At 58.6% G+C, this 20,303-nt stretch carries 16 protein-coding genes and 4 tRNA genes; all 20 read left to right on the top strand.

Annotated features, from left to right (window positions below; all coding sequences use genetic code 11):
• Positions 1–307: 307 nt before the first annotated feature.
• On the top strand, positions 308–1,273 hold the full coding sequence (gene birA / locus ACODS1_RS23495; protein WP_489087534.1) for a bifunctional biotin--[acetyl-CoA-carboxylase] ligase/biotin operon repressor BirA: 966 nt from the start codon (positions 308–310) through the stop codon (positions 1,271–1,273).
• The gene (locus tag ACODS1_RS23490; protein WP_489087533.1) at positions 1,263–2,012 is read left to right on the top strand and encodes a pantothenate kinase; all 750 of its coding nucleotides are present in this window, start codon (positions 1,263–1,265) and stop codon (positions 2,010–2,012) included. The genes birA and ACODS1_RS23490 overlap by 11 nt, the downstream gene beginning before the upstream one ends.
• 8 nt (positions 2,013–2,020) lie before the next feature.
• Complete coding sequence (locus ACODS1_RS23485) at positions 2,021–2,713, top strand: SPOR domain-containing protein (protein WP_489087532.1); 693 nt, start codon at positions 2,021–2,023, stop codon at positions 2,711–2,713.
• A 141-nt stretch (positions 2,714–2,854) separates the two neighbouring features.
• Positions 2,855–2,939, top strand: a tRNA-Tyr gene (locus ACODS1_RS23480).
• A 24-nt stretch (positions 2,940–2,963) separates the two neighbouring features.
• Positions 2,964–3,037, top strand: a tRNA-Gly gene (locus tag ACODS1_RS23475).
• 25 nt (positions 3,038–3,062) lie between these two features.
• Positions 3,063–3,138: transfer RNA gene (locus ACODS1_RS23470), tRNA-Thr, on the top strand.
• 84 nt (positions 3,139–3,222) lie between these two features.
• Positions 3,223–4,416: an elongation factor Tu gene (gene tuf / locus ACODS1_RS23465; protein ID WP_489087531.1), complete on the top strand. Its 1,194-nt coding sequence runs from the start codon at positions 3,223–3,225 to the stop codon at positions 4,414–4,416.
• Between the two features lie 51 nt (positions 4,417–4,467).
• Positions 4,468–4,543 (top strand) — tRNA-Trp (locus ACODS1_RS23460).
• Positions 4,544–4,585: 42 nt separating this feature from the next.
• Positions 4,586–4,954 carry a preprotein translocase subunit SecE gene (gene secE / locus ACODS1_RS23455; RefSeq protein WP_489087530.1) on the top strand — a complete coding sequence of 123 codons (369 nt, stop codon included), beginning with the start codon at positions 4,586–4,588 and terminating at the stop codon, positions 4,952–4,954.
• Between the two features lie 9 nt (positions 4,955–4,963).
• Positions 4,964–5,497 carry a transcription termination/antitermination protein NusG gene (nusG, locus tag ACODS1_RS23450; protein WP_322980358.1) on the top strand — a complete coding sequence of 178 codons (534 nt, stop codon included), beginning with the start codon at positions 4,964–4,966 and terminating at the stop codon, positions 5,495–5,497.
• Positions 5,498–5,615: 118 nt separating this feature from the next.
• Entirely contained in the window at positions 5,616–6,047 is a 432-nt protein-coding gene (gene rplK / locus ACODS1_RS23445) for a 50S ribosomal protein L11 (RefSeq protein WP_322980357.1), read from the top strand.
• Positions 6,047–6,742 carry a 50S ribosomal protein L1 gene (gene rplA, locus ACODS1_RS23440; RefSeq protein WP_322980356.1) on the top strand — a complete coding sequence of 232 codons (696 nt, stop codon included), beginning with the start codon at positions 6,047–6,049 and terminating at the stop codon, positions 6,740–6,742. Before rplK ends, rplA begins: the two co-directional genes overlap by 1 nt.
• A gap of 212 nt (positions 6,743–6,954) precedes the next feature.
• Positions 6,955–7,455, top strand: coding sequence for a 50S ribosomal protein L10 (gene rplJ / locus ACODS1_RS23435; RefSeq protein ID WP_017363913.1), 501 nt, complete (start codon positions 6,955–6,957; stop codon positions 7,453–7,455).
• A gap of 80 nt (positions 7,456–7,535) precedes the next feature.
• Positions 7,536–7,904 carry a 50S ribosomal protein L7/L12 gene (gene rplL, locus ACODS1_RS23430; protein WP_489087529.1) on the top strand — a complete coding sequence of 123 codons (369 nt, stop codon included), beginning with the start codon at positions 7,536–7,538 and terminating at the stop codon, positions 7,902–7,904.
• Positions 7,905–8,125: 221 nt separating this feature from the next.
• Positions 8,126–12,199, top strand: coding sequence for a DNA-directed RNA polymerase subunit beta (gene rpoB / locus ACODS1_RS23425; RefSeq protein ID WP_322980353.1), 4,074 nt, complete (start codon positions 8,126–8,128; stop codon positions 12,197–12,199).
• A 63-nt stretch (positions 12,200–12,262) separates the two neighbouring features.
• Positions 12,263–16,462 carry a DNA-directed RNA polymerase subunit beta' gene (gene rpoC / locus ACODS1_RS23420; protein ID WP_489087528.1) on the top strand — a complete coding sequence of 1,400 codons (4,200 nt, stop codon included), beginning with the start codon at positions 12,263–12,265 and terminating at the stop codon, positions 16,460–16,462.
• Between the two features lie 154 nt (positions 16,463–16,616).
• Complete coding sequence (gene rpsL, locus ACODS1_RS23415) at positions 16,617–16,988, top strand: 30S ribosomal protein S12 (protein ID WP_159973776.1); 372 nt, start codon at positions 16,617–16,619, stop codon at positions 16,986–16,988.
• A gap of 103 nt (positions 16,989–17,091) precedes the next feature.
• Positions 17,092–17,562, top strand: a complete 471-nt coding sequence (gene rpsG, locus ACODS1_RS23410; protein WP_003246741.1) for a 30S ribosomal protein S7 — start codon at positions 17,092–17,094, stop codon at positions 17,560–17,562.
• A 30-nt stretch (positions 17,563–17,592) separates the two neighbouring features.
• On the top strand, positions 17,593–19,740 hold the full coding sequence (fusA, locus tag ACODS1_RS23405) for an elongation factor G (protein ID WP_489087527.1): 2,148 nt from the start codon (positions 17,593–17,595) through the stop codon (positions 19,738–19,740).
• A 30-nt stretch (positions 19,741–19,770) separates the two neighbouring features.
• A partial coding sequence (locus ACODS1_RS23400) for a GTP-binding protein (protein WP_489087526.1) occupies positions 19,771–20,303 on the top strand: 533 nt, incomplete at its 3' end.

Genomic DNA, 20,303 nt, shown 5'->3' with positions numbered 1-20,303 from the left:
GCTCCTATACGAAACCCCAGATCGCCTAGCGGTCTGGGGTTTCTTCTTTGCGCGCGAAAAATGAATGCGTGGCACTGACAGCACTGGCCGCTGAAGTTCCGGTCAGATCATCGTCGCGCGCTAGACGCAACCCAAGATCGCTTAAGCGGTCTTTTGGCCTGAAAAGCTGTTTCGATGCCGGGCGCGGTCATGGCCGAGGCGTGCTGATCCGGTGCATGACACTGCATTGGCTGCTTGAGCGGCTGGTTTCTATGCAACCCAAGAGCTCGCCGTTATCATGCCAGCCTTGTTAAGGGCGGGGCCTTTCATGCAGGCATTGTTGAAACTTCTCCAGGATGGCCGTTTTCACTCGGGCGAAGCGTTGGGCGCCGCTTTGGGGGTTAGCCGCAGCGCAGTCTGGAAAAAATTGCAGGGACTTCACTCTGAGTTCGGTATCGAAGTTTTCAGGGTGCCGGGTAAAGGCTATCGATTGGCCCAGCCGCTAAAGCTGCTGGATGCTGATGCAATTACTCGTTGCTCGCCAGGGCTGGATTCGGTGATCCATGTACTTCCCTGCATAGATTCGACCAACGCCGAAGTTATTCGCCGCCTCGACGCGGGTGCAACGGCTCCTTTTTGTGTGCTTGCCGAGCGGCAAACGGCCGGCCGCGGCAGGCGGGGCCGCCCTTGGGCCAGTCCTTTTGCGGAAAACCTCTATTGCAGCCTGATCGTCCGGGTGGATGGTGGTATGCGCCAGATTGAGGCGTTAAGCCTGACGGTCGGGCTTGCTGTCGCACGCACTCTGCTGAATAGCGGTATTCAAGATGTGGGTGTGAAGTGGCCGAATGATGTGCTGGTAAAGGGGCGAAAGATCTCGGGCATTCTCCTGGAACTGCTTGGGGATCCGGCAGATATCTGTCATGTCGTCATCGGTATTGGGTTGAATGTAAACATGCTTGCCGAGCAAGGGTTGGCTATCGATCAGCCGTGGACCTCCGTCCGTGAGGAGCTGGGTCACCTTGTCGATCGGAATGAGTTGGCCGCCGAGTTGCTCGCTCAGTTGCAAGGCTACATGTCCAGGCACTGGGTGTCTGGTTTTGCAGGGCTGCGTGAAGAGTGGGAGGCGCTGCATCTGTGGGCGGGTAGGGAGGCTTCCTTGATTGCTGGGGTTCAGGCTATCAATGGAAAAATACTCGGCGTCGATGACAGTGGAGCCATTCGCTTGTTAGTCGATGGCACCGAGACGTCCTTCAGTGGTGGTGAGTTGAGCTTGAGGTTGCGCCATGATTCTTGAGCTTGATTGCGGCAACAGTTTCATCAAGTGGCGGGTGATTGCCTCTGATACTTGCGAAAGGCTGTATGCCGGGATCGTGGATGGCGATGCTCAGCTCTTTGGTGCGCTCGAGGCGTTGCCTGGTTTGCAGATCCGTCACTGTCGCCTGGTCAGCGTGCGTAGTGATGCCGAGGGTGGGGCTCTGGTGACCGAGTTGCGTCATCGATTTGCCGTGCCGGTGATCTGTGCTCAGCCAGCGCAGCAGTTGGCGGGCGTCACCAACGGTTACGAGGACTACGCGCGTCTAGGGCTCGATCGTTGGCTGGCATTGCTTGGGGCGTACCATCTTGGTCAGCGTGCCTGTCTCGTGATCGACCTGGGAACGGCTGTGACTGCTGACCTGGTGGCGGCGGACGGGCGTCACCTTGGGGGATTCATCTGCCCAGGTTTACCGCTCATGCGCGACCAGTTGAGCACCCATACGCGCCGTATTCGCTACGACCGTGGAGCTGCAGAGGCCGCGCTGAGCTCGCTGGAGCCGGGCCGCTCTACGGCTGAAGCGGTAGAGCGGGGTTGTTTGTTGATGCTGCGTGGGTTTGTCCGGGCGCAATATGACGAGGCGCTGGCTCGCTTTCCTGAAGGCGTCGAGATTTTTCTTACCGGGGGTGACGTGGAGCTGGTCAGGGATCTTGTACCTGGCGCCCAGGTGATTCCGGATCTGGTATTTGTCGGGTTGGCGATTGCCTGCCCGCTGGTGTGAGGCTCGCTATGCGTTGGGTTCTGCTGCTGCTGATTCTGTTGAATGTCTTCTATTACGTCTGGCATCAGCAGCAGGCCCCCTTGCGGGCCAAGGAGATAGCGCCTGTAGAGTCCTACCAGGGGGGGCGCAAGGATATTCAGTTATTGAGTGAGGCTGCTGACAACGTGCAGCCTCACTCTGGCGGGAAGCCCGAGGTGGCGGACGCCAGTGCGGTCGCTGCTTCTGCGTGCCTTTATCTAGGAAGCTTCGAGCAGGAGTCGCAGGCGAGGGAGGTGGAGCAGCGCCTGCTTTCGCTGGATATCAAGGCGCAGGTTCGTGCGATGGATGCGGCTGCGGGGGTTGAGTACTGGGTCTATCTGGAGCCCTTGGCGTCTCGTCAGGCTTCGCTCAGGCAGTTGCGCGAGCTGCAGGCTAGGCGCGTGGACAGCTACATCATCACCCAGGGCGATTTGGCCAATGGTATCTCTCTGGGGATTTTTCCTCGCAGCGATTCTGCGGATGTCGTAATGCAGCGCCTGCGCGACGCCGGATACGAGCCCAAGGTGCGTGAGTTGTCACGTTCTCACCGCAGTTTCTGGGTTCGCGTGTCTCCGGAAACCCGGCGTTTGGCTGATGAAGTGTTGCTGGGTCGCCTCGCTGGAGACTTCGCCGGGCTGCAGCATCAATTAATGCCTTGCGAAGGCGTTGCATTGCCCCAGTAGTTTGCATAGAATGGCGCCCGCTTCGCAGGGTGGTCAAAGCTGTATAACCCTAGAAGATGTTGTCGAATAAGCTAACCTCAAGATTTAATTGAGAAAACGCTTGACAGCAAGGTGGCAGATCTAGAAAATGCCGCCCACTTTGGAGGGGTTCCCGAGCGGCCAAAGGGATCAGACTGTAAATCTGACGTCATCGACTTCGAAGGTTCGAATCCTTCCCCCTCCACCAGATTCAGCGTGAGCTACAAGCTCCGCGGGCATAGTTCAGTGGTAGAACCTCAGCCTTCCAAGCTGATGATGCGGGTTCGATTCCCGCTGCCCGCTCCAGTTTGTGGTTCGAGCAAAGAGTTTGGCTCATGTAGCTCAGTTGGTAGAGCACACCCTTGGTAAGGGTGAGGTCAGCGGTTCAAGTCCGCTCATGAGCTCCATCTAATAAAGGCAGATATGAAAGTATCTGCCTTTGTTTTAAGTGGCGCGTGGCTTGCTCAATTTTTCGATAGGAGACGGTCAAGATGGCTAAAGAGAAATTCGAACGTAACAAACCGCACGTCAACGTTGGCACCATCGGTCACGTTGACCACGGTAAAACCACTCTGACCGCTGCTCTGACTCGCGTCTGCTCCGAAGTATTCGGTTCCGCTCGCGTTGACTTCGACAAGATCGACAGCGCACCGGAAGAGAAGGCTCGTGGTATCACCATCAACACTGCCCACGTAGAGTACGATTCCAACATTCGTCACTACGCGCACGTTGATTGCCCGGGTCACGCCGACTACGTGAAGAACATGATCACCGGTGCTGCCCAGATGGACGGCGCGATCCTGGTCTGCTCGGCTGCCGACGGCCCGATGCCGCAAACCCGTGAGCACATCCTGCTGTCCCGTCAGGTTGGCGTACCGTACATCGTTGTCTTCCTGAACAAGGCTGACATGGTTGACGACGCTGAGCTGCTGGAACTGGTCGAGATGGAAGTTCGCGACCTGCTGAGCGCCTACGATTTCCCGGGTGACGACACTCCGATCATCATCGGCTCCGCGCTGATGGCTCTGAACGGCCAAGACGACAACGAGATGGGCACCACTGCCGTCAAGAAACTCGTCGAGACTCTGGATACCTACATCCCTGAGCCGGTTCGTGCCATCGATCGTCCGTTCCTGATGCCGATCGAAGACGTATTCTCGATCTCCGGCCGCGGTACTGTAGTTACCGGTCGTGTAGAGCGCGGTATCGTCAAGATCCAGGAAGAAATCGAAATCGTTGGTCTGCGTCCGACCACCAAGACCACCTGCACCGGTGTTGAGATGTTCCGCAAGCTGCTGGACGAAGGTCGTGCTGGCGAGAACTGCGGCGTGCTGCTGCGCGGCACCAAGCGTGATGAAGTCGAGCGTGGTCAGGTTCTGGCCAAGCCGGGCACCATCAAGCCGCACACCAAGTTCGAAGCTGAAGTGTACGTTTTGTCCAAAGAAGAAGGTGGTCGTCACACCCCGTTCTTCAAGGGCTACCGTCCGCAGTTCTACTTCCGTACCACTGACGTGACCGGTTCGTGCGAACTGCCGGAAGGCGTTGAGATGGTAATGCCGGGCGACAACATCAAAATGGTTGTCACCCTGATCAAGCCGATCGCCATGGAAGACGGCCTGCGCTTCGCAATTCGCGAAGGCGGTCGTACCGTTGGTGCTGGCGTGGTTGCCAAGATCGTCGAATAATCGGTTGATCTGTCCCATTTAGGCCGGCATAATGGTCGGCCTGATTCATCTAGGTCAGTAGCTCAATTGGCAGAGCGGCGGTCTCCAAAACCGCAGGTTGGGGGTTCGATTCCCTCCTGACCTGCCATTTTCTAACGAATCTGGCGCGTCTTTCACAGGATCCTCTCGAATGAATGTTAAGGCTGAAGCCAAAGACTCTCGCTTTGATCTGGTCAAGTGGCTGGTTGTCGCTGCCCTGGTTGTTGTGGGTGTCGTCGGTAATCAGTACTTCTCCGCTGAGCCGATCCTCTACCGTGTTCTGGGGCTGATCGTTCTGGGCGGTGTTGCTGCGTTTGTGGCGCTGCAAACTGCTCGTGGTCAGGCTTTCGCGGTTCTGTTGAAAGAGGCCCGCGTTGAGATTCGCAAGGTTGTTTGGCCAACCCGCCAAGAGACCACGCAAACGACTTTGATCGTTGTTGCGGTGGTTCTGGTGATGGCGCTGCTGCTGTGGGGTCTTGATTCCCTGCTCGGTTGGCTTGTTTCCCTGATTGTTGGTTAAGGGTGTCCCGTGGCTAAGCGTTGGTACGTTGTGCATGCTTACTCGGGTTACGAGAAGCATGTCATGCGCTCGCTGATCGAGCGCGTCAAGCTGGCTGGCATGGAAGAAGACTTTGGCGAAATTCTCGTTCCTACCGAAGAGGTGGTCGAGATGCGCAATGGTCAGAAGCGCAAGAGTGAGCGCAAGTTCTTCCCCGGCTATGTGCTTGTGCAGATGGAAATGAACGAAGCGACCTGGCACTTGATCAAGGATACGCCTCGTGTAATGGGCTTCATTGGTGGTACGGCCGACAAGCCGGCGCCGATCACCGAGAAAGAAGCTGAGGCCATCCTGCGTCGTGTTGCTGATAGTGGCGACAAGCCCAAGCCCAAGACTCTGTTCGAGCCGGGCGAGATGGTTCGTGTTATCGATGGCCCGTTTGCCGATTTCGGCGGTGTCGTTGAAGAAGTGAATTACGAGAAGAGTCGTATCCAGGTTGCTGTGACCATTTTCGGTCGCTCCACCCCGGTCGAGTTGGAGTTCAGTCAGGTCGAGAAGGCATAGCTGACATAAGCATCCCAACCCCGCAGCCGCTGGCTGCGGGGTTTTGTCGTCACTGGGATAAATGCGTAAGTAACCGGGGAGCCTTTCGAGGCGTTTGAACCCGAAATTGGAGTAGCTAATGGCTAAGAAGATTCAGGCTTATATCAAGCTGCAAGTTAAAGCCGGTCAGGCAAACCCGTCGCCGCCCGTGGGCCCGGCTCTGGGTCAGCACGGCGTGAACATCATGGAATTCTGCAAGGCGTTCAACGCCAAGACTCAGGGCATGGAACCTGGTCTGCCGACTCCTGTGATCATCACCGTTTACAGTGACCGCAGCTTCACTTTTGAAACCAAGAGCACCCCGGCTTCCGTCCTGCTGAAAAAAGCAGCCGGCATCCAGAGTGGCTCCAGCCGTCCTAACTCCCAGAAAGTCGGCACCGTGACTCGTGCTCAGCTGGAAGAGATCGCCAAGACCAAACAGGCCGATCTGACTGCAGCTGACATGGATGCGGCCGTGCGTACCATCGCCGGTTCCGCTCGTAGCATGGGCCTGAACGTGGAGGGTGTGTAATGGCTAAGTTGACCAAGCGCCAAAAGGCCATCGCCGCCAAAGTTGAAGCTGGCAAGGCGTATTCCTTCGAAGACGCAGCCAAGCTGCTGGCTGAGCTGTCGGCCGTCAAGTTCACCGAGTCGTTCGACGTTGCCGTGAACCTGGGCGTAGATCCGCGTAAATCCGACCAGGTCGTACGTGGTGCCACCGTTCTGCCGAACGGTACCGGCAAAACCGTACGCGTTGCCGTGTTCACCCAAGGTCCTGGCGCTGAAGCCGCTCTGGCTGCCGGTGCTGACAAGGTCGGTATGGACGATCTGGCTGCCGAAATGAAGGCAGGCGATCTGAACTACGACGTGGTCATCGCTTCCCCGGACGCCATGCGCGTTGTTGGCCAGCTGGGCCAGGTGCTGGGCCCGCGAGGCCTGATGCCGAACCCGAAAGTCGGCACCGTGACTCCGGACGTCGCTACCGCGGTCAAGAACGCCAAAGCAGGTCAGGTACGTTTCCGTACCGACAAGAACGGCATCATCCACACTTCCGTTGGCAAGGTCGGCTTCGAAGCCGCCGCGCTGAAGCAGAACGTGGAAGCCCTGCTGTCCGACCTCAAGCGTCTGAAGCCGTCGACTTCGAAAGGTATCTACGTCAAGCGCGTGACCCTGAGCACCACCATGGGTCCGGGTCTGATCATCGATCAGGCTTCGCTCGAGGCGTAATGAAGTATTGGGCTGGCGGCGTTGCCGTCAGCCTTGAAAAATTGGGGTCCCTGCCTGGCGGGGGCTATCCAAGACCGTAGGTGACAGTTGTTTTAAATATCAGGCTTGCCTGATGGCCTACGCAGATGGTGCTCCCGATTCGTTACCGAATCAGACACCAAAACGCCGCCGAGCTTCGGCTCGGCGAACCGGTAAAAACCAGGAGTAAACCCGTGGCAATTAAACTCGAAGACAAGAAGGCCATCGTCGCTGAAGTCAACGAGGCTGCCAAAGCCGGTCTGTCCGCTGTCGTGGCTGATGCCCGTGGCGTGACCGTCGGCGCAATGACCGGACTCCGTAAAGAGGCCCGCGAAGCTGGTGTGTACGTGAAAGTCGTGCGTAACACCCTGCTCAAGCGCGCCGTTGAAGGCACTCAGTTCGACGTGCTCAACGACGTGTTCAAAGGCCCGACCCTTATCGCTTTCTCCAATGAACACCCGGGTGCTGCTGCTCGTCTGTTCAAGGAGTTCGCCAAGGGTCAGGACAAGTTCGAGATCAAGGCAGCTGCGTTCGAGGGCAAGTTCCTCGCAGCAAACCAGATCGACGTACTGGCAAGCCTGCCGACCCGCGACGAGGGCATCGCCCAGCTGATGAGCGTTATTCAAGGCGCCACCAGCAAACTCGCTCGCACCCTGGCAGCTATTCGCGACCAGAAAGAAGCTGCTGCTGCCTAAGGCGGCGTAAGTACTTTCGAAATCAAACGTTTAATTTGATGGTCGCGTAGGCCGTCACCCCAATACAGGAACTGATAGTCATGTCTCTGACTAACGAGCAAATCATCGAAGCGATCGGCCAGAAATCCGTTATGGAAATCGTTGAGCTGATCAAAGCGATGGAAGAAACCTTCGGCGTTACCGCTGCTGCCGCTGTTGCCGCTGGCCCTGCTGCTGCCGCTGCTGTCGTTGAAGAACAAACCGAGTTCAACGTTGTCCTGGCCGAAGCTGGCGACAAGAAAGTGAACGTGATCAAGGCCGTTCGCGAGCTGACCGGTCTGGGCCTGAAAGAAGCCAAAGAGAAAGTCGACGGCGCTCCTCAGGTTATCGCTGAAGGTCTGAGCAAAGAAGCTGCTGAAGACGCCAAGAAGAAGCTGGAAGAAGCCGGCGCCAAAGTCGAGCTCAAGTAAGCGACGACCTTGCGTCTACAGCCCGAGCGACTCGCTTAAGGCTGATGGCTGGTGGCTTTTGCCACCGGCCTTTTTCCGTTCTAGGTCGACTGTTCGTCAGTCGGCCTGGAGCCGAAAAGAACCCGCCCGTGAGGCGGCTGCAAACCGAGGGTTTGCACGATTTTCTGGTCACCGCCGCCGGCGCTGGCCAAACAAGCAGGTGACCAAGCTGGGGAACGCTGATGGCTTACTCATACACTGAGAAAAAACGTATCCGCAAGGACTTTAGCAAGTTGCCGGATGTCATGGATGTGCCTTACCTCCTGGCCATCCAGCTGGATTCGTACCGCGAATTCCTGCAGCAAGGGGTGAGCAAGGAACAGTTCCGCGACATCGGCCTGCATGCGGCCTTCAAATCCGTATTCCCGATCATCAGCTACTCCGGCAACGCCGCTCTGGAATACGTTGGCTATCGCCTGGGCGAGCCGGCGTTCGACGTCAAGGAATGCGTCCTGCGTGGTGTGACCTTCGCGGTTCCGCTGCGTGTGAAAGTGCGCCTGATCATTTTCGACAAAGAATCGTCGAACAAAGCGATCAAGGACATCAAAGAGCAAGAAGTGTACATGGGCGAAATCCCGCTCATGACCGAGAACGGTACCTTCGTTATCAACGGTACCGAGCGTGTGATCGTGTCCCAGCTGCACCGTTCGCCGGGTGTGTTCTTCGACCACGACCGTGGCAAGACCCACAGTTCGGGCAAGCTGCTGTACTCCGCTCGCATCATTCCTTACCGCGGTTCCTGGCTGGACTTCGAGTTCGACCCGAAGGACGCCGTATTCGTGCGTATCGACCGTCGCCGCAAACTGCCGGCGTCCGTCCTGCTGCGCGCGCTGGGCTACAGCACCGAAGAAGTGCTCGATGCCTTCTACGACACCAACGTCTATCACGTTAAGAGCGAAGGGCTGAGCCTGGAGCTGGTGCCGCAGCGCCTGCGTGGTGAAGTTGCCGTACAGGACATCAAGGATGCCAGCGGCAAGGTGATCGTCGAGCAGGGCCGTCGTATCACTGCCCGCCACATCAACCAGTTGGACAAGGCCGGTATCAAAGAGCTGGACGTACCGCTCGAGTACGTCATCGGTCGTACCACTGCCAAGGCTGTGGTGCATCCGGCTACCGGCGAGATCATCGCCGAATGCAATACCGAGCTGACCGCCGACCTGCTGGTCAAGATGGCCAAGGCCAACGTGGTGCGCTTCGAGACGCTGTACACCAACGATATCGACTGTGGCCCGTTCATCAGCGACACGCTGAAGATCGACGGCACCACCAATCAGCTGGAAGCGCTGGTCGAGATCTATCGCATGATGCGTCCTGGCGAGCCGCCAACCAAGGACGCTGCCGAGACGCTGTTCAACAACCTGTTCTTCAGCGCCGAGCGTTACGACCTGTCCGCCGTTGGCCGCATGAAGTTCAACCGCCGCATCGGTCGCACCGAGATCGAAGGCGCGGGCGTTCTGTCGCGTGAAGACATCGTCGCCGTACTCAAGACTCTGGTCGACATCCGTAATGGCAAGGGTATCGTCGATGACATCGACCACCTGGGTAACCGCCGTGTACGTTGCGTCGGCGAGATGGCCGAGAACCAGTTCCGCGTTGGCCTGGTGCGTGTAGAGCGCGCGGTCAAGGAACGTCTGTCGATGGCCGAAAGCGAAGGCCTGATGCCGCAAGACCTGATCAACGCCAAGCCGGTTGCGGCGGCGGTGAAAGAGTTCTTCGGTTCCAGCCAGCTCTCGCAGTTCATGGACCAGAACAACCCGCTCTCCGAGATCACCCACAAGCGCCGTGTTTCTGCACTCGGCCCGGGCGGTCTGACCCGTGAGCGCGCAGGCTTCGAAGTCCGCGACGTACACCCGACCCACTATGGCCGCGTGTGCCCGATCGAAACGCCGGAAGGTCCGAACATCGGTCTGATCAACTCCCTGGCGGCCTATGCCCGCACCAACCAGTACGGCTTCCTGGAAAGCCCGTACCGCGTGGTCAAGGAAGGTCAGGTTACCGATGAGATCGTGTTCCTGTCCGCCATCGAAGAAGCCGACCATGTGATCGCTCAGGCGTCTGCGACCCTGAACGACAAAGGCCAGCTGATCGATGAGCTGGTTGCCGTGCGCCACCTGAACGAATTCACCGTCAAGGCGCCGGAAGACGTCACCCTGATGGACGTTTCGCCGAAGCAGGTAGTCTCGGTTGCCGCCTCGCTGATTCCGTTCCTCGAGCACGACGACGCCAACCGTGCACTCATGGGTTCGAACATGCAGCGTCAGGCTGTACCGACCCTGCGCGCCGACAAGCCGCTGGTCGGTACCGGCATGGAGCGCAACGTCGCCCGTGACTCCGGTGTCTGCGTCGTGGCACGTCGTGGTGGTGTGATCGACTCGGTCGACGCCAGCCGTATCGTGGTTCGCGTCAATGATGACGAAGTCGAAACTGGCGAAGCCGGTGTCGACATCTACAACCTGACCAAATACACCCGTTCCAACCAGAACACCTGCATCAACCAGCGTCCGCTGGTGCGTAAAGGTGACAAGGTTGCGCGCAGCGACATCATGGCTGACGGCCCGTCCACCGACATGGGTGAACTGGCGCTGGGTCAGAACATGCGCGTGGCGTTCATGCCGTGGAACGGCTTCAACTTCGAAGACTCCATCTGCCTGTCCGAGCGCGTGGTTCAGGAAGACCGCTTCACCACTATCCACATTCAGGAGCTGACCTGTGTGGCGCGTGACACCAAGCTCGGCCCAGAGGAAATCTCCTCTGACATCCCGAACGTCGGTGAAGCTGCTCTGAACAAGCTGGACGAAGCCGGTATCGTCTACGTCGGCGCCGAAGTCGGCCCGGGCGACATCCTGGTCGGCAAGGTCACTCCGAAAGGCGAGACCCAGCTGACGCCGGAAGAAAAACTGCTGCGTGCGATCTTCGGTGAGAAGGCGTCCGACGTGAAGGACACCTCCCTGCGTGTGCCGACTGGCACCAAGGGTACCGTCATCGACGTACAGGTCTTCACCCGTGACGGCGTCGAGCGCGACAGCCGTGCGCTGGCCATCGAGAAGCAGCAACTCGACGAGATCCGCAAGGATCTGAACGAAGAGTTCCGCATCGTTGAAGGCGCGACCTTCGAACGTCTGCGTTCCGCTCTGGTTGGCGCCATCGCCGAAGGCGGCGCTGGTCTGAAGAAAGGCACCGCGATCACCGACGAGTTCCTCGACGGTCTGGAGCGTGGCCAGTGGTTCAAACTGCGCATGGCCGACGACGCCCTGAACGAGCAGCTGGAGAAGGCTCAGGCCTACATCTCCGACCGCCGTCAGATGCTCGACGACAAGTTCGAAGACAAGAAGCGCAAGCTGCAGCAGGGCGATGACCTGGCGCCGGGCGTACTGAAGATCGTCAAGGTCTACCTGGCCATCCGCCGTCGCATCCAGCCGGGTGACAAGATGGCCGGTCGTCACGGTAACAAGGGTGTGGTCTCGGTGATCATGCCGGTCGAAGACATGCCGCACGATGCCAACGGTACTCCGGTCGATATCGTCCTCAACCCGCTGGGCGTACCGTCGCGTATGAACGTCGGTCAGATCCTCGAAACCCACCTGGGCCTCGCGGCCAAGGGCCTGGGCGAGAAGATCAACCGCATGCTCGAAGAGCAGCGCAAGATCGCCGAGCTGCGCAAGTTCCTCGCCGAGATCTACAACGAGATCGGTGGCCGTCAGGAAAACCTCGACGAGTTCTCCGATACCGAGATCCTCGAGCTGGCGAAGAACCTCAAAGGCGGCGTACCGATGGCGACTGCCGTGTTCGACGGTGCCAAGGAAACCGAGATCAAGGCCATGCTGAAGCTGGCTGATCTGCCGGAGAGCGGCCAGATGCGCCTGTTCGACGGTCGTACCGGTAACCAGTTCGAGCGCCCGACCACTGTCGGCTACATGTACATGCTGAAACTGAACCACCTGGTGGACGACAAGATGCACGCGCGTTCCACGGGTTCCTACAGCCTGGTTACCCAGCAGCCGCTGGGTGGTAAGGCGCAGTTCGGTGGTCAGCGTTTCGGGGAGATGGAGGTCTGGGCGCTGGAAGCCTATGGTGCCGCCTACACCCTGCAGGAAATGCTGACCGTGAAGTCGGACGACGTGAACGGCCGTACCAAGATGTACAAGAACATCGTGGATGGCGATCACCGTATGGAGCCGGGCATGCCCGAGTCCTTCAACGTACTGATCAAAGAGATCCGTTCGCTCGGCATCGACATCGATCTGGAAACCGAATAACACGACGTGAATCGGCAGCGGGGCTAACTCAGCTCGCTGCCCGCTCCGCCAGGAGGAAAGGCCTTGAAAGACCTACTGAATTTGCTGAAAAACCAGGGTCAGATCGAAGAGTTCGACGCCATCCGTATCGGATTGGCCTCGCCTGAGATGATCCGTTCGTGGTCGTTCGGTGAAGTTAAAAAGCCGGAAACCATCAACTACCGTACCTTCAAGCCAGAGCGCGATGGCCTGTTCTGCGCCAAGATCTTTGGCCCGGTCAAGGACTACGAGTGCCTGTGCGGCAAGTACAAGCGCCTCAAGCACCGCGGCGTGATCTGCGAGAAGTGCGGCGTTGAAGTGGCCCTGGCCAAGGTTCGTCGTGAGCGCATGGCGCACATCGAACTGGCCTCGCCGGTCGCCCACATCTGGTTCCTCAAGTCGCTGCCGTCCCGTATCGGCCTGCTGATGGACATGACCCTGCGTGATATCGAACGCGTGCTCTATTTCGAGAGCTACGTCGTGATCGACCCGGGCATGACCACCCTCGAGAAGGGCCAACTGCTGAACGACGAGCAGTACTTCGAAGCCCTCGAAGAGTTCGGTGACGACTTCGACGCGCGCATGGGCGCCGAGGCCGTTCGCGAGCTGCTGCATGCCATCGACCTGGATCACGAGATCGGCCGCCTGCGTGAAGAGATTCCGCAGACCAACTCCGAGACCAAGATCAAGAAGCTGTCCAAGCGCCTGAAGCTGATGGAAGCCTTCAAGGACTCCGGCAACCTGCCGGAGTGGATGGTGCTGACCGTTCTGCCGGTTCTGCCGCCGGATCTGCGCCCGCTCGTTCCGCTGGATGGTGGTCGTTTCGCCACGTCCGACCTGAACGACCTGTACCGTCGCGTGATCAACCGTAACAACCGTCTGAAGCGCCTGCTCGATCTTTCGGCGCCGGACATCATCGTGCGCAACGAAAAGCGCATGCTGCAGGAGGCGGTCGACGCCTTGCTCGACAACGGCCGTCGCGGTCGCGCCATCACTGGCTCGAACAAGCGTCCGCTGAAGTCGCTGGCCGACATGATCAAGGGTAAACAAGGTCGCTTCCGTCAGAACCTGCTCGGTAAGCGCGTTGACTACTCCGGTCGTTCCGTAATTACCGTGGGCCCGACCCTGCGTCTGCACCAGTGCGGTCTGCCGAAGAAGATGGCCCTCGAGCTGTTCAAGCCGTTCATTTTCGGCAAGCTGGAAGCCCGTGGTCTGGCGACCACCATCAAGGCTGCCAAGAAGATGGTCGAGCGCGAGCTGCCCGAGGTTTGGGACGTTCTCGCCGAAGTCATCCGCGAACACCCCGTACTGCTCAACCGCGCGCCGACCCTGCACCGTCTGGGCATCCAGGCGTTCGAGCCGGTACTGATCGAAGGTAAGGCGATCCAGCTGCACCCGCTGGTCTGTGCCGCGTACAACGCCGACTTCGACGGTGACCAGATGGCCGTTCACGTGCCGCTGACGCTGGAAGCCCAGCTCGAAGCGCGCGCGCTGATGATGTCGACCAACAACATCCTCTCGCCTGCCAACGGCGAGCCGATCATCGTTCCGTCGCAGGACGTGGTTCTGGGCCTGTACTACATGACCCGTGAAGCCGTTAACGCCAAGGGCGAAGGTCGTGTGTTCGCTGACCTGCAGGAAGTCGACCGCGTATTCCGCGCCGGCGAGGCGTCCCTGCACGCCCGCGTGAAAGTGCGTATCAACGAAACCGTCAAAGAGAAAGACGGTTCGATCAGCAAGAACACCCGCATCGTCGACACCACTGTCGGCCGTGCGCTGCTGTTCCAGGTGGTACCGGCCGGCCTGTCCTACGACGTGGTCAACCAGCCGATGAAGAAGAAGGCGATCTCCAAACTGATCAACCAGTGCTACCGCACCGTGGGTCTGAAGGACACCGTCATCTTCGCCGACCAGCTGATGTACACCGGTTTCGCCTACTCGACCATCTCCGGTGTGTCGATCGGCGTGAACGACTTCGTCATCCCGGACGAAAAAGCGCGCATCATCGATGCCGCTACCGAGGAAGTGAAGGAAATCGAATCGCAGTACGCCTCCGGCCTGGTCACCCAGGGCGAGAAGTACAACAAGGTGATCGACCTGTGGTCGAAGGCCAACGATGAAGTCTCCAAGGCGATGATGGCCAACCTCTCGAAAGAGCCGGTAGTCGATCGCGAAGGCAAGACCGTCGAGCAGGAGTCCTTCAACTCCATGTACATGATGGCCGACTCCGGTGCGCGGGGTTCCGCTGCCCAGATTCGTCAGCTGGCTGGTATGCGTGGTCTGATGGCCAAGCCGGACGGCTCCATCATCGAAACGCCGATCACCGCGAACTTCCGCGAAGGTCTGTCGGTTCTGCAGTACTTCATCTCCACTCACGGTGCTCGTAAAGGTCTGGCGGATACCGCACTGAAGACCGCGAACTCCGGTTACCTGACCCGTCGTCTGGTCGACGTGGCCCAGGATCTGGTGGTGACCGAGATCGATTGCGGCACCGAGCAGGGCCTGCTGATGACCCCGCACATCGAAGGCGGCGACGTGGTCGAACCGCTGGGTGAGCGTGTTCTGGGTCGTGTTATCGCCCGTGATGTGCCGAAGCCAGGCACCGACGAGATCATCGTCCCGGCCGGTACCCTGATCGACGAGCAGTGGGTCGAGTTCATTGAGCTGAACAGCGTCGACGAAGTGGTCGTGCGTTCGCCGATCACCTGCGAAACCCGCTACGGCATCTGCGCCAAGTGCTACGGTCGCGACCTGGCTCGTGGTCACCGCGTCAACATCGGTGAGGCGGTCGGCGTTATCGCTGCTCAGTCCATCGGTGAGCCGGGTACCCAGCTGACCATGCGTACCTTCCACATCGGTGGTGCTGCAAGCCGTACCTCGGCTGCCGACAGCGTCCAGGTGAAGAACGGTGGTGTGGTGCGTCTGCACAACCTCAAGCACGTCGAGCGTGTTGACGGCAACCTGGTAGCGGTTTCCCGTTCCGGCGAGCTGGCTGTTGCCGACGAGTTTGGTCGCGAGCGCGAGCGCTACAAGCTGCCGTACGGTGCCGTGATTTCCGTCAAGGAAGGCGACAAGGTCGACGCTGGCGCCATCGTCGCCAAGTGGGATCCGCACACCCACCCGATCGTGACCGAAATGAAGGGTACCGTGACCTTCGTCGGCATGGAGGAGGGCATCACCATCAAGCGCCAGACCGACGAACTGACCGGTCTGACCAACATCGAGGTTCTCGATCCGAAGGATCGTCCGGCTGCTGGCAAGGACATTCGTCCGGCCATCAAGATGGTCGACGCCAACGGCAAGGAACTGCTGCTGCCGGGTACTGACGTTCCCGCCCAGTACTTTCTGCCGGCCAACGCCCTTGTCGGTGTGGCCGATGGTGCGCAGATCGCGGTCGGTGACGTTATCGCCCGTATCCCGCAAGAGACCTCGAAGACCCGCGACATCACCGGTGGTCTGCCGCGCGTTGCCGACCTGTTCGAAGCGCGTCGTCCGAAAGAAGCTTCGATCCTGGCGGAAATCAGCGGCACCATCTCGTTCGGTAAAGAGACCAAAGGCAAGCGCCGTCTGGTCATTACTCCGACCGATGGTAGCGATCCGTACGAAGAGCTGATCCCGAAATGGCGTCACCTGAACGTGTTCGAAGGTGAACAGGTCAACAAGGGTGAAGTTATCTCCGACGGTCCGAGCGATCCGCACGACATCCTGCGTCTGCTGGGTGTGAGCGCGCTGGCCAAGTACATCGTCAACGAGATCCAGGACGTTTACCGTCTGCAGGGCGTGAAGATCAACGACAAGCACATCGAGACCATCCTGCGTCAGATGCTGCGCAAGGTCGAGATCAGCGAGTCCGGCGATTCGTCCTTCATCAAGGGCGATCAGATGGAGCTCACCCAGGTGCTGGGCGAGAACGAGCGTCTGGCCGAAGAGGACAAGTTCATCGCCAAGTACACCCGTGTGTTGCTGGGTATCACCAAGGCGTCGCTGTCCACCGAGTCGTTCATCTCCGCAGCGTCCTTCCAGGAAACCACTCGCGTCCTCACCGAGGCGGCGGTTACTGGCAAGCGCGACTACCTGCGCGGTCTGAAAGAGAACGTGGTCGTAGGTCGTCTGATCCCGGCTGGTACCGGTCTGGCCTATCACAGCGAGCGCAAGCGCAAGCGTGATGCCGACAAGCCGGTACGTGTCAGCGCCAGTGAGGTGGAAGCCGCACTGACCGAAGCGCTGAACTCCAGCGGAAATTGAGTCGAAGCCCTGCTAGTTCACTAGCGGGGCTTTGCCTTGACTGGGGGCGTGGGTCTCTTTAGACTCATGCACCCTTAAATTTGGCAGGGCGATCGGCTCTGCCATCTTTATTTGTGTTGTAAATAGCGTCGAAAGACAACAGTGGAGCTAGTAGATGGCAACTATCAACCAGCTGGTACGTCAGCCGCGCAAGCGTATCGTCGACAAGTCCGACGTACCTGCGCTGCAGAACTGCCCGCAGCGCCGTGGCGTGTGCACTCGCGTGTACACCACCACGCCGAAGAAACCTAACTCGGCACTGCGTAAAGTGTGCCGCGTGCGTCTGACCAACGGTTACGAAGTGTCTTCGTACATCGGCGGTGAAGGCCACAACCTGCAAGAGCACAGCGTCGTGCTGATCCGTGGCGGTCGTGTAAAAGACCTTCCGGGTGTGCGCTACCACACCGTGCGTGGTTCGCTGGATACCTCCGGCGTCAAAGACCGTAAGCAGGGTCGTTCCAAGTACGGTACCAAGCGTCCGAAATAAGGCCGCTTGAATCTTTATATTTAGTTGAGTCGATAAGAGTAAGGTCGGGCGCGGCTTTTGCCGTCAGTCCCGGGCTAACCTGAAGACCGTTTGAGGGCTTATCATGCCAAGACGTCGTGTAGCAGCAAAACGTGAGATTCTGGACGATCCGAAGTACGGAAGTCAGATTCTCGCCAAATTCATGAACCACGTGATGGAAAGCGGCAAGAAGGCCGTGGCCGAGCGCATCGTCTACGGTGCTCTGGACACTGTCAAAGCACGCAAGAACAGCGATCCCCTGGAAATCTTCGAGAAAGCTCTCGACGCCATCGCTCCGCTGGTCGAAGTCAAGTCCCGCCGTGTAGGCGGTGCTACCTACCAGGTTCCGGTCGAAGTTCGTCCGTCCCGTCGTAATGCCCTGGCTATGCGCTGGCTGGTGGACTACGCGCGCAAGCGCGGTGAGAAGTCCATGGCTCTGCGTCTGGCTGGTGAGCTGCTGGATGCTGCTGAAGGCAAAGGCGCTGCTGTCAAGAAGCGTGAAGACGTGCACCGTATGGCTGAGGCCAACAAGGCTTTCTCGCACTACCGCTTCTAATTCCGGCTCCACTAACTTTGCGAGGGCTTTATGGCTCGTACTACAGCAATTAACCGCTACCGTAACATCGGTATCTGCGCGCACGTCGATGCGGGCAAGACAACCACTACAGAGCGGATCCTGTTCTACACAGGCCTGAGCCACAAGATGGGCGAGGTGCATGATGGCGCCGCGACCACCGACTGGATGGTTCAGGAGCAGGAGCGTGGTATCACCATTACTTCTGCTGCGATTACCACCTTCTGGGAAGGTTCTCGTCGTCAGTATGACAAGTACCGCGTAAACGTCATCGATACCCCCGGTCACGTTGACTTCACCATCGAAGTAGAGCGCTCCCTGCGCGTACTCGACGGCGCTGTCGTTGTGTTCTGCGGTACCTCGGGCGTTGAGCCGCAGTCCGAAACCGTATGGCGTCAGGCCAACAAGTACGGCGTTCCGCGTATCGTTTACGTGAACAAGATGGACCGCGCCGGTGCCAACTTCCTGCGCGTCGTAGGTCAGATCAAGAACCGTCTGGGTCACACCCCGGTTCCGATCCAGATCGCAATCGGTGCAGAAGATAACTTCGAAGGTCAGGTCGACCTGATCAAGATGAAGGCTATCTACTGGAACGATGACGACAAGGGCACCACCTACCGCGAGGAAGAGATTCCGGCGGAGCTGGTCGACCTGGCCAACGAGTGGCGTTCGAACATGGTTGAGGCTGCTGCCGAAGCCAACGAAGAGCTGATGAACAAGTACCTGGAAGAGGGTGACTTGTCCGTCGAAGACATCAAGGCTGGTCTGCGCGCCCGTACTCTGGCGAGCGAGATCGTCCCGGCTGTCTGCGGTTCTTCGTTCAAGAACAAGGGTGTTCCCCTGGTTCTCGACGCTGTTATCGACTTCCTGCCTGCTCCGACCGAGATTCCGGCGATCAAGGGTATCCACCCGGATCTGGCTGACAAGCCGAAAGAAGAGATCGCTGAAGGTGATTACGACGAGCGCCATGCTGATGACGCCGCGCCGTTCTCCGCTCTGGCGTTCAAGATCGCGACCGACCCCTTCGTTGGTACGCTGACCTTCGTTCGTGTTTACTCGGGCGTTCTGGAGTCTGGCCAGTCGGTCATCAACTCCGTGAAAGGCAAGAAAGAGCGCGTTGGTCGTATGGTGCAGATGCATGCCAACCAGCGTGACGAGATCAAAGAAGTACGCGCTGGTGACATCGCGGCTCTGATCGGCATGAAGGATGTCACCACCGGTGAAACCCTGTGCGATCCGGACAAGCCGATCATCCTCGAGCGTATGGACTTCCCGGAGCCGGTTATTTCGGTAGCTGTTGAGCCGAAGACCAAGGCTGACCAGGAGAAGATGGGTATCGCGCTGGGCAAGCTGGCTCAGGAAGACCCGTCGTTCCGCGTCAAGACTGACGAAGAAACCGGTCAGACCATCATCTCCGGTATGGGTGAGCTGCACCTGGACATCCTCGTTGACCGCATGAAGCGCGAGTTCAACGTCGAGGCCAACATCGGCAAGCCGCAGGTTTCCTACCGTGAAACCATCTCCAAGGACAATGTCGAGATCGAAGGCAAGTTCGTTCGTCAGTCCGGTGGTCGCGGTCAGTTCGGTCACTGCTGGATTCGCTTCTCGACTCCGGACGTGGACGACAAGGGCAACATCACCGAAGGTCTGGTGTTCACCAACGAAGTCGTAGGTGGTGTGGTTCCGAAGGAATACATCCCGGCGATCCAGAAGGGTATCGAAGAGCAGATGAAGAACGGCGTTGTTGCCGGCTATCCGCTGATCGGCCTGAAGGCGACCGTATTCGATGGTTCCTACCACGACGTCGACTCCAACGAGATGGCGTTCAAGATCGCTGCCTCCATGGCGACCAAGCAGCTGGCCCAGAAGGGCGGTGGTAAGGTTCTTGAGCCGATCATGAAGGTGGAAGTGGTAACTCCTGAGGACTACATGGGGGACGTGATGGGTGACCTGAACCGTCGTCGTGGTCTGATTCAGGGTATGGAAGATTCGGTATCCGGTAAGGTAATTCGTGCCGAAGTTCCGCTGGGCGAGATGTTTGGTTACGCTACCGACGTCCGTTCCATGTCCCAGGGTCGCGCCAGCTACTCCATGGAATTCTCCAAGTACGCAGAAGCTCCGTCGAACATCGTCGAAGCTCTGGTTAAAAAACAAGGCTAATCCCGCCCTTTAAGTAAGAGGTTTACTGTCGTGGCTAAGGAAAAATTCGAACGTAACAAACCGCACGTCAACGTTGGCACCATCGGTCACGTTGACCACGGTAAAACCACTCTGACCGCTGCTCTGACTCGCGTCTGCTCCGAAGTATTCGGTTCCGCTCGCGTTGACTTCGACAAGATCGACAGCGCACCGGAAGAGAAGGCTCGTGGTATCACCATCAACACTGCCCACGTAGAGTACGATTCCAACATTCGTCACTACGCGCACGTTGACTGCCCGGGTCACGCCGACTACGTGAAGAACATGATCACCGGTGCTGCCCAGATGGACGGCGCGATCCTGGTCTGCTCGGCTGCCGACGGCCCGATGCCGCAAACCCGTGAGCACATCCTGCTGTCCCGTCAGGTTGGCGTACCGTACATCGTTGTCTTCCTGAACAAGGCTGACATGGTTGACGACGCTGAGCTGCTGGAACTGGTCGAGATGGAAGTTCGCGACCTGCTGAGCACCTACGATTTCCCGGGTGACGACACTCCGATCATCATCGGCTCCGCGCTGATGGC

This window comes from Pseudomonas sp. FG29 (assembly GCF_057809355.1).
Note: the sequence above shows the minus strand (reverse complement) of the source record. Positions and strands in the feature narration are given on the sequence as shown.

What these genes read in the sequence shown, in the direction of transcription:
- fusA (WP_489087527.1), top strand. Translation starts at nt 17,593, where the DNA reads ATGGCTCGTACTACAGCAATTAACCGCTACCGTAACATCGGTATCTGC.
- rplK (WP_322980357.1), top strand. Translation starts at nt 5,616, where the DNA reads ATGGCTAAGAAGATTCAGGCTTATATCAAGCTGCAAGTTAAAGCCGGT.
- rpsL (WP_159973776.1), top strand. Translation starts at nt 16,617, where the DNA reads ATGGCAACTATCAACCAGCTGGTACGTCAGCCGCGCAAGCGTATCGTC.
- rpsG (WP_003246741.1), top strand. Translation starts at nt 17,092, where the DNA reads ATGCCAAGACGTCGTGTAGCAGCAAAACGTGAGATTCTGGACGATCCG.
- tuf (WP_489087531.1), top strand. Translation starts at nt 3,223, where the DNA reads ATGGCTAAAGAGAAATTCGAACGTAACAAACCGCACGTCAACGTTGGC.
- rplL (WP_489087529.1), top strand. Translation starts at nt 7,536, where the DNA reads ATGTCTCTGACTAACGAGCAAATCATCGAAGCGATCGGCCAGAAATCC.
- ACODS1_RS23485 (WP_489087532.1), top strand. Translation starts at nt 2,021, where the DNA reads ATGCGTTGGGTTCTGCTGCTGCTGATTCTGTTGAATGTCTTCTATTAC.
- birA (WP_489087534.1), top strand. Translation starts at nt 308, where the DNA reads ATGCAGGCATTGTTGAAACTTCTCCAGGATGGCCGTTTTCACTCGGGC.
- ACODS1_RS23490 (WP_489087533.1), top strand. Translation starts at nt 1,263, where the DNA reads ATGATTCTTGAGCTTGATTGCGGCAACAGTTTCATCAAGTGGCGGGTG.
- rplA (WP_322980356.1), top strand. Translation starts at nt 6,047, where the DNA reads ATGGCTAAGTTGACCAAGCGCCAAAAGGCCATCGCCGCCAAAGTTGAA.
- secE (WP_489087530.1), top strand. Translation starts at nt 4,586, where the DNA reads ATGAATGTTAAGGCTGAAGCCAAAGACTCTCGCTTTGATCTGGTCAAG.
- rpoB (WP_322980353.1), top strand. Translation starts at nt 8,126, where the DNA reads ATGGCTTACTCATACACTGAGAAAAAACGTATCCGCAAGGACTTTAGC.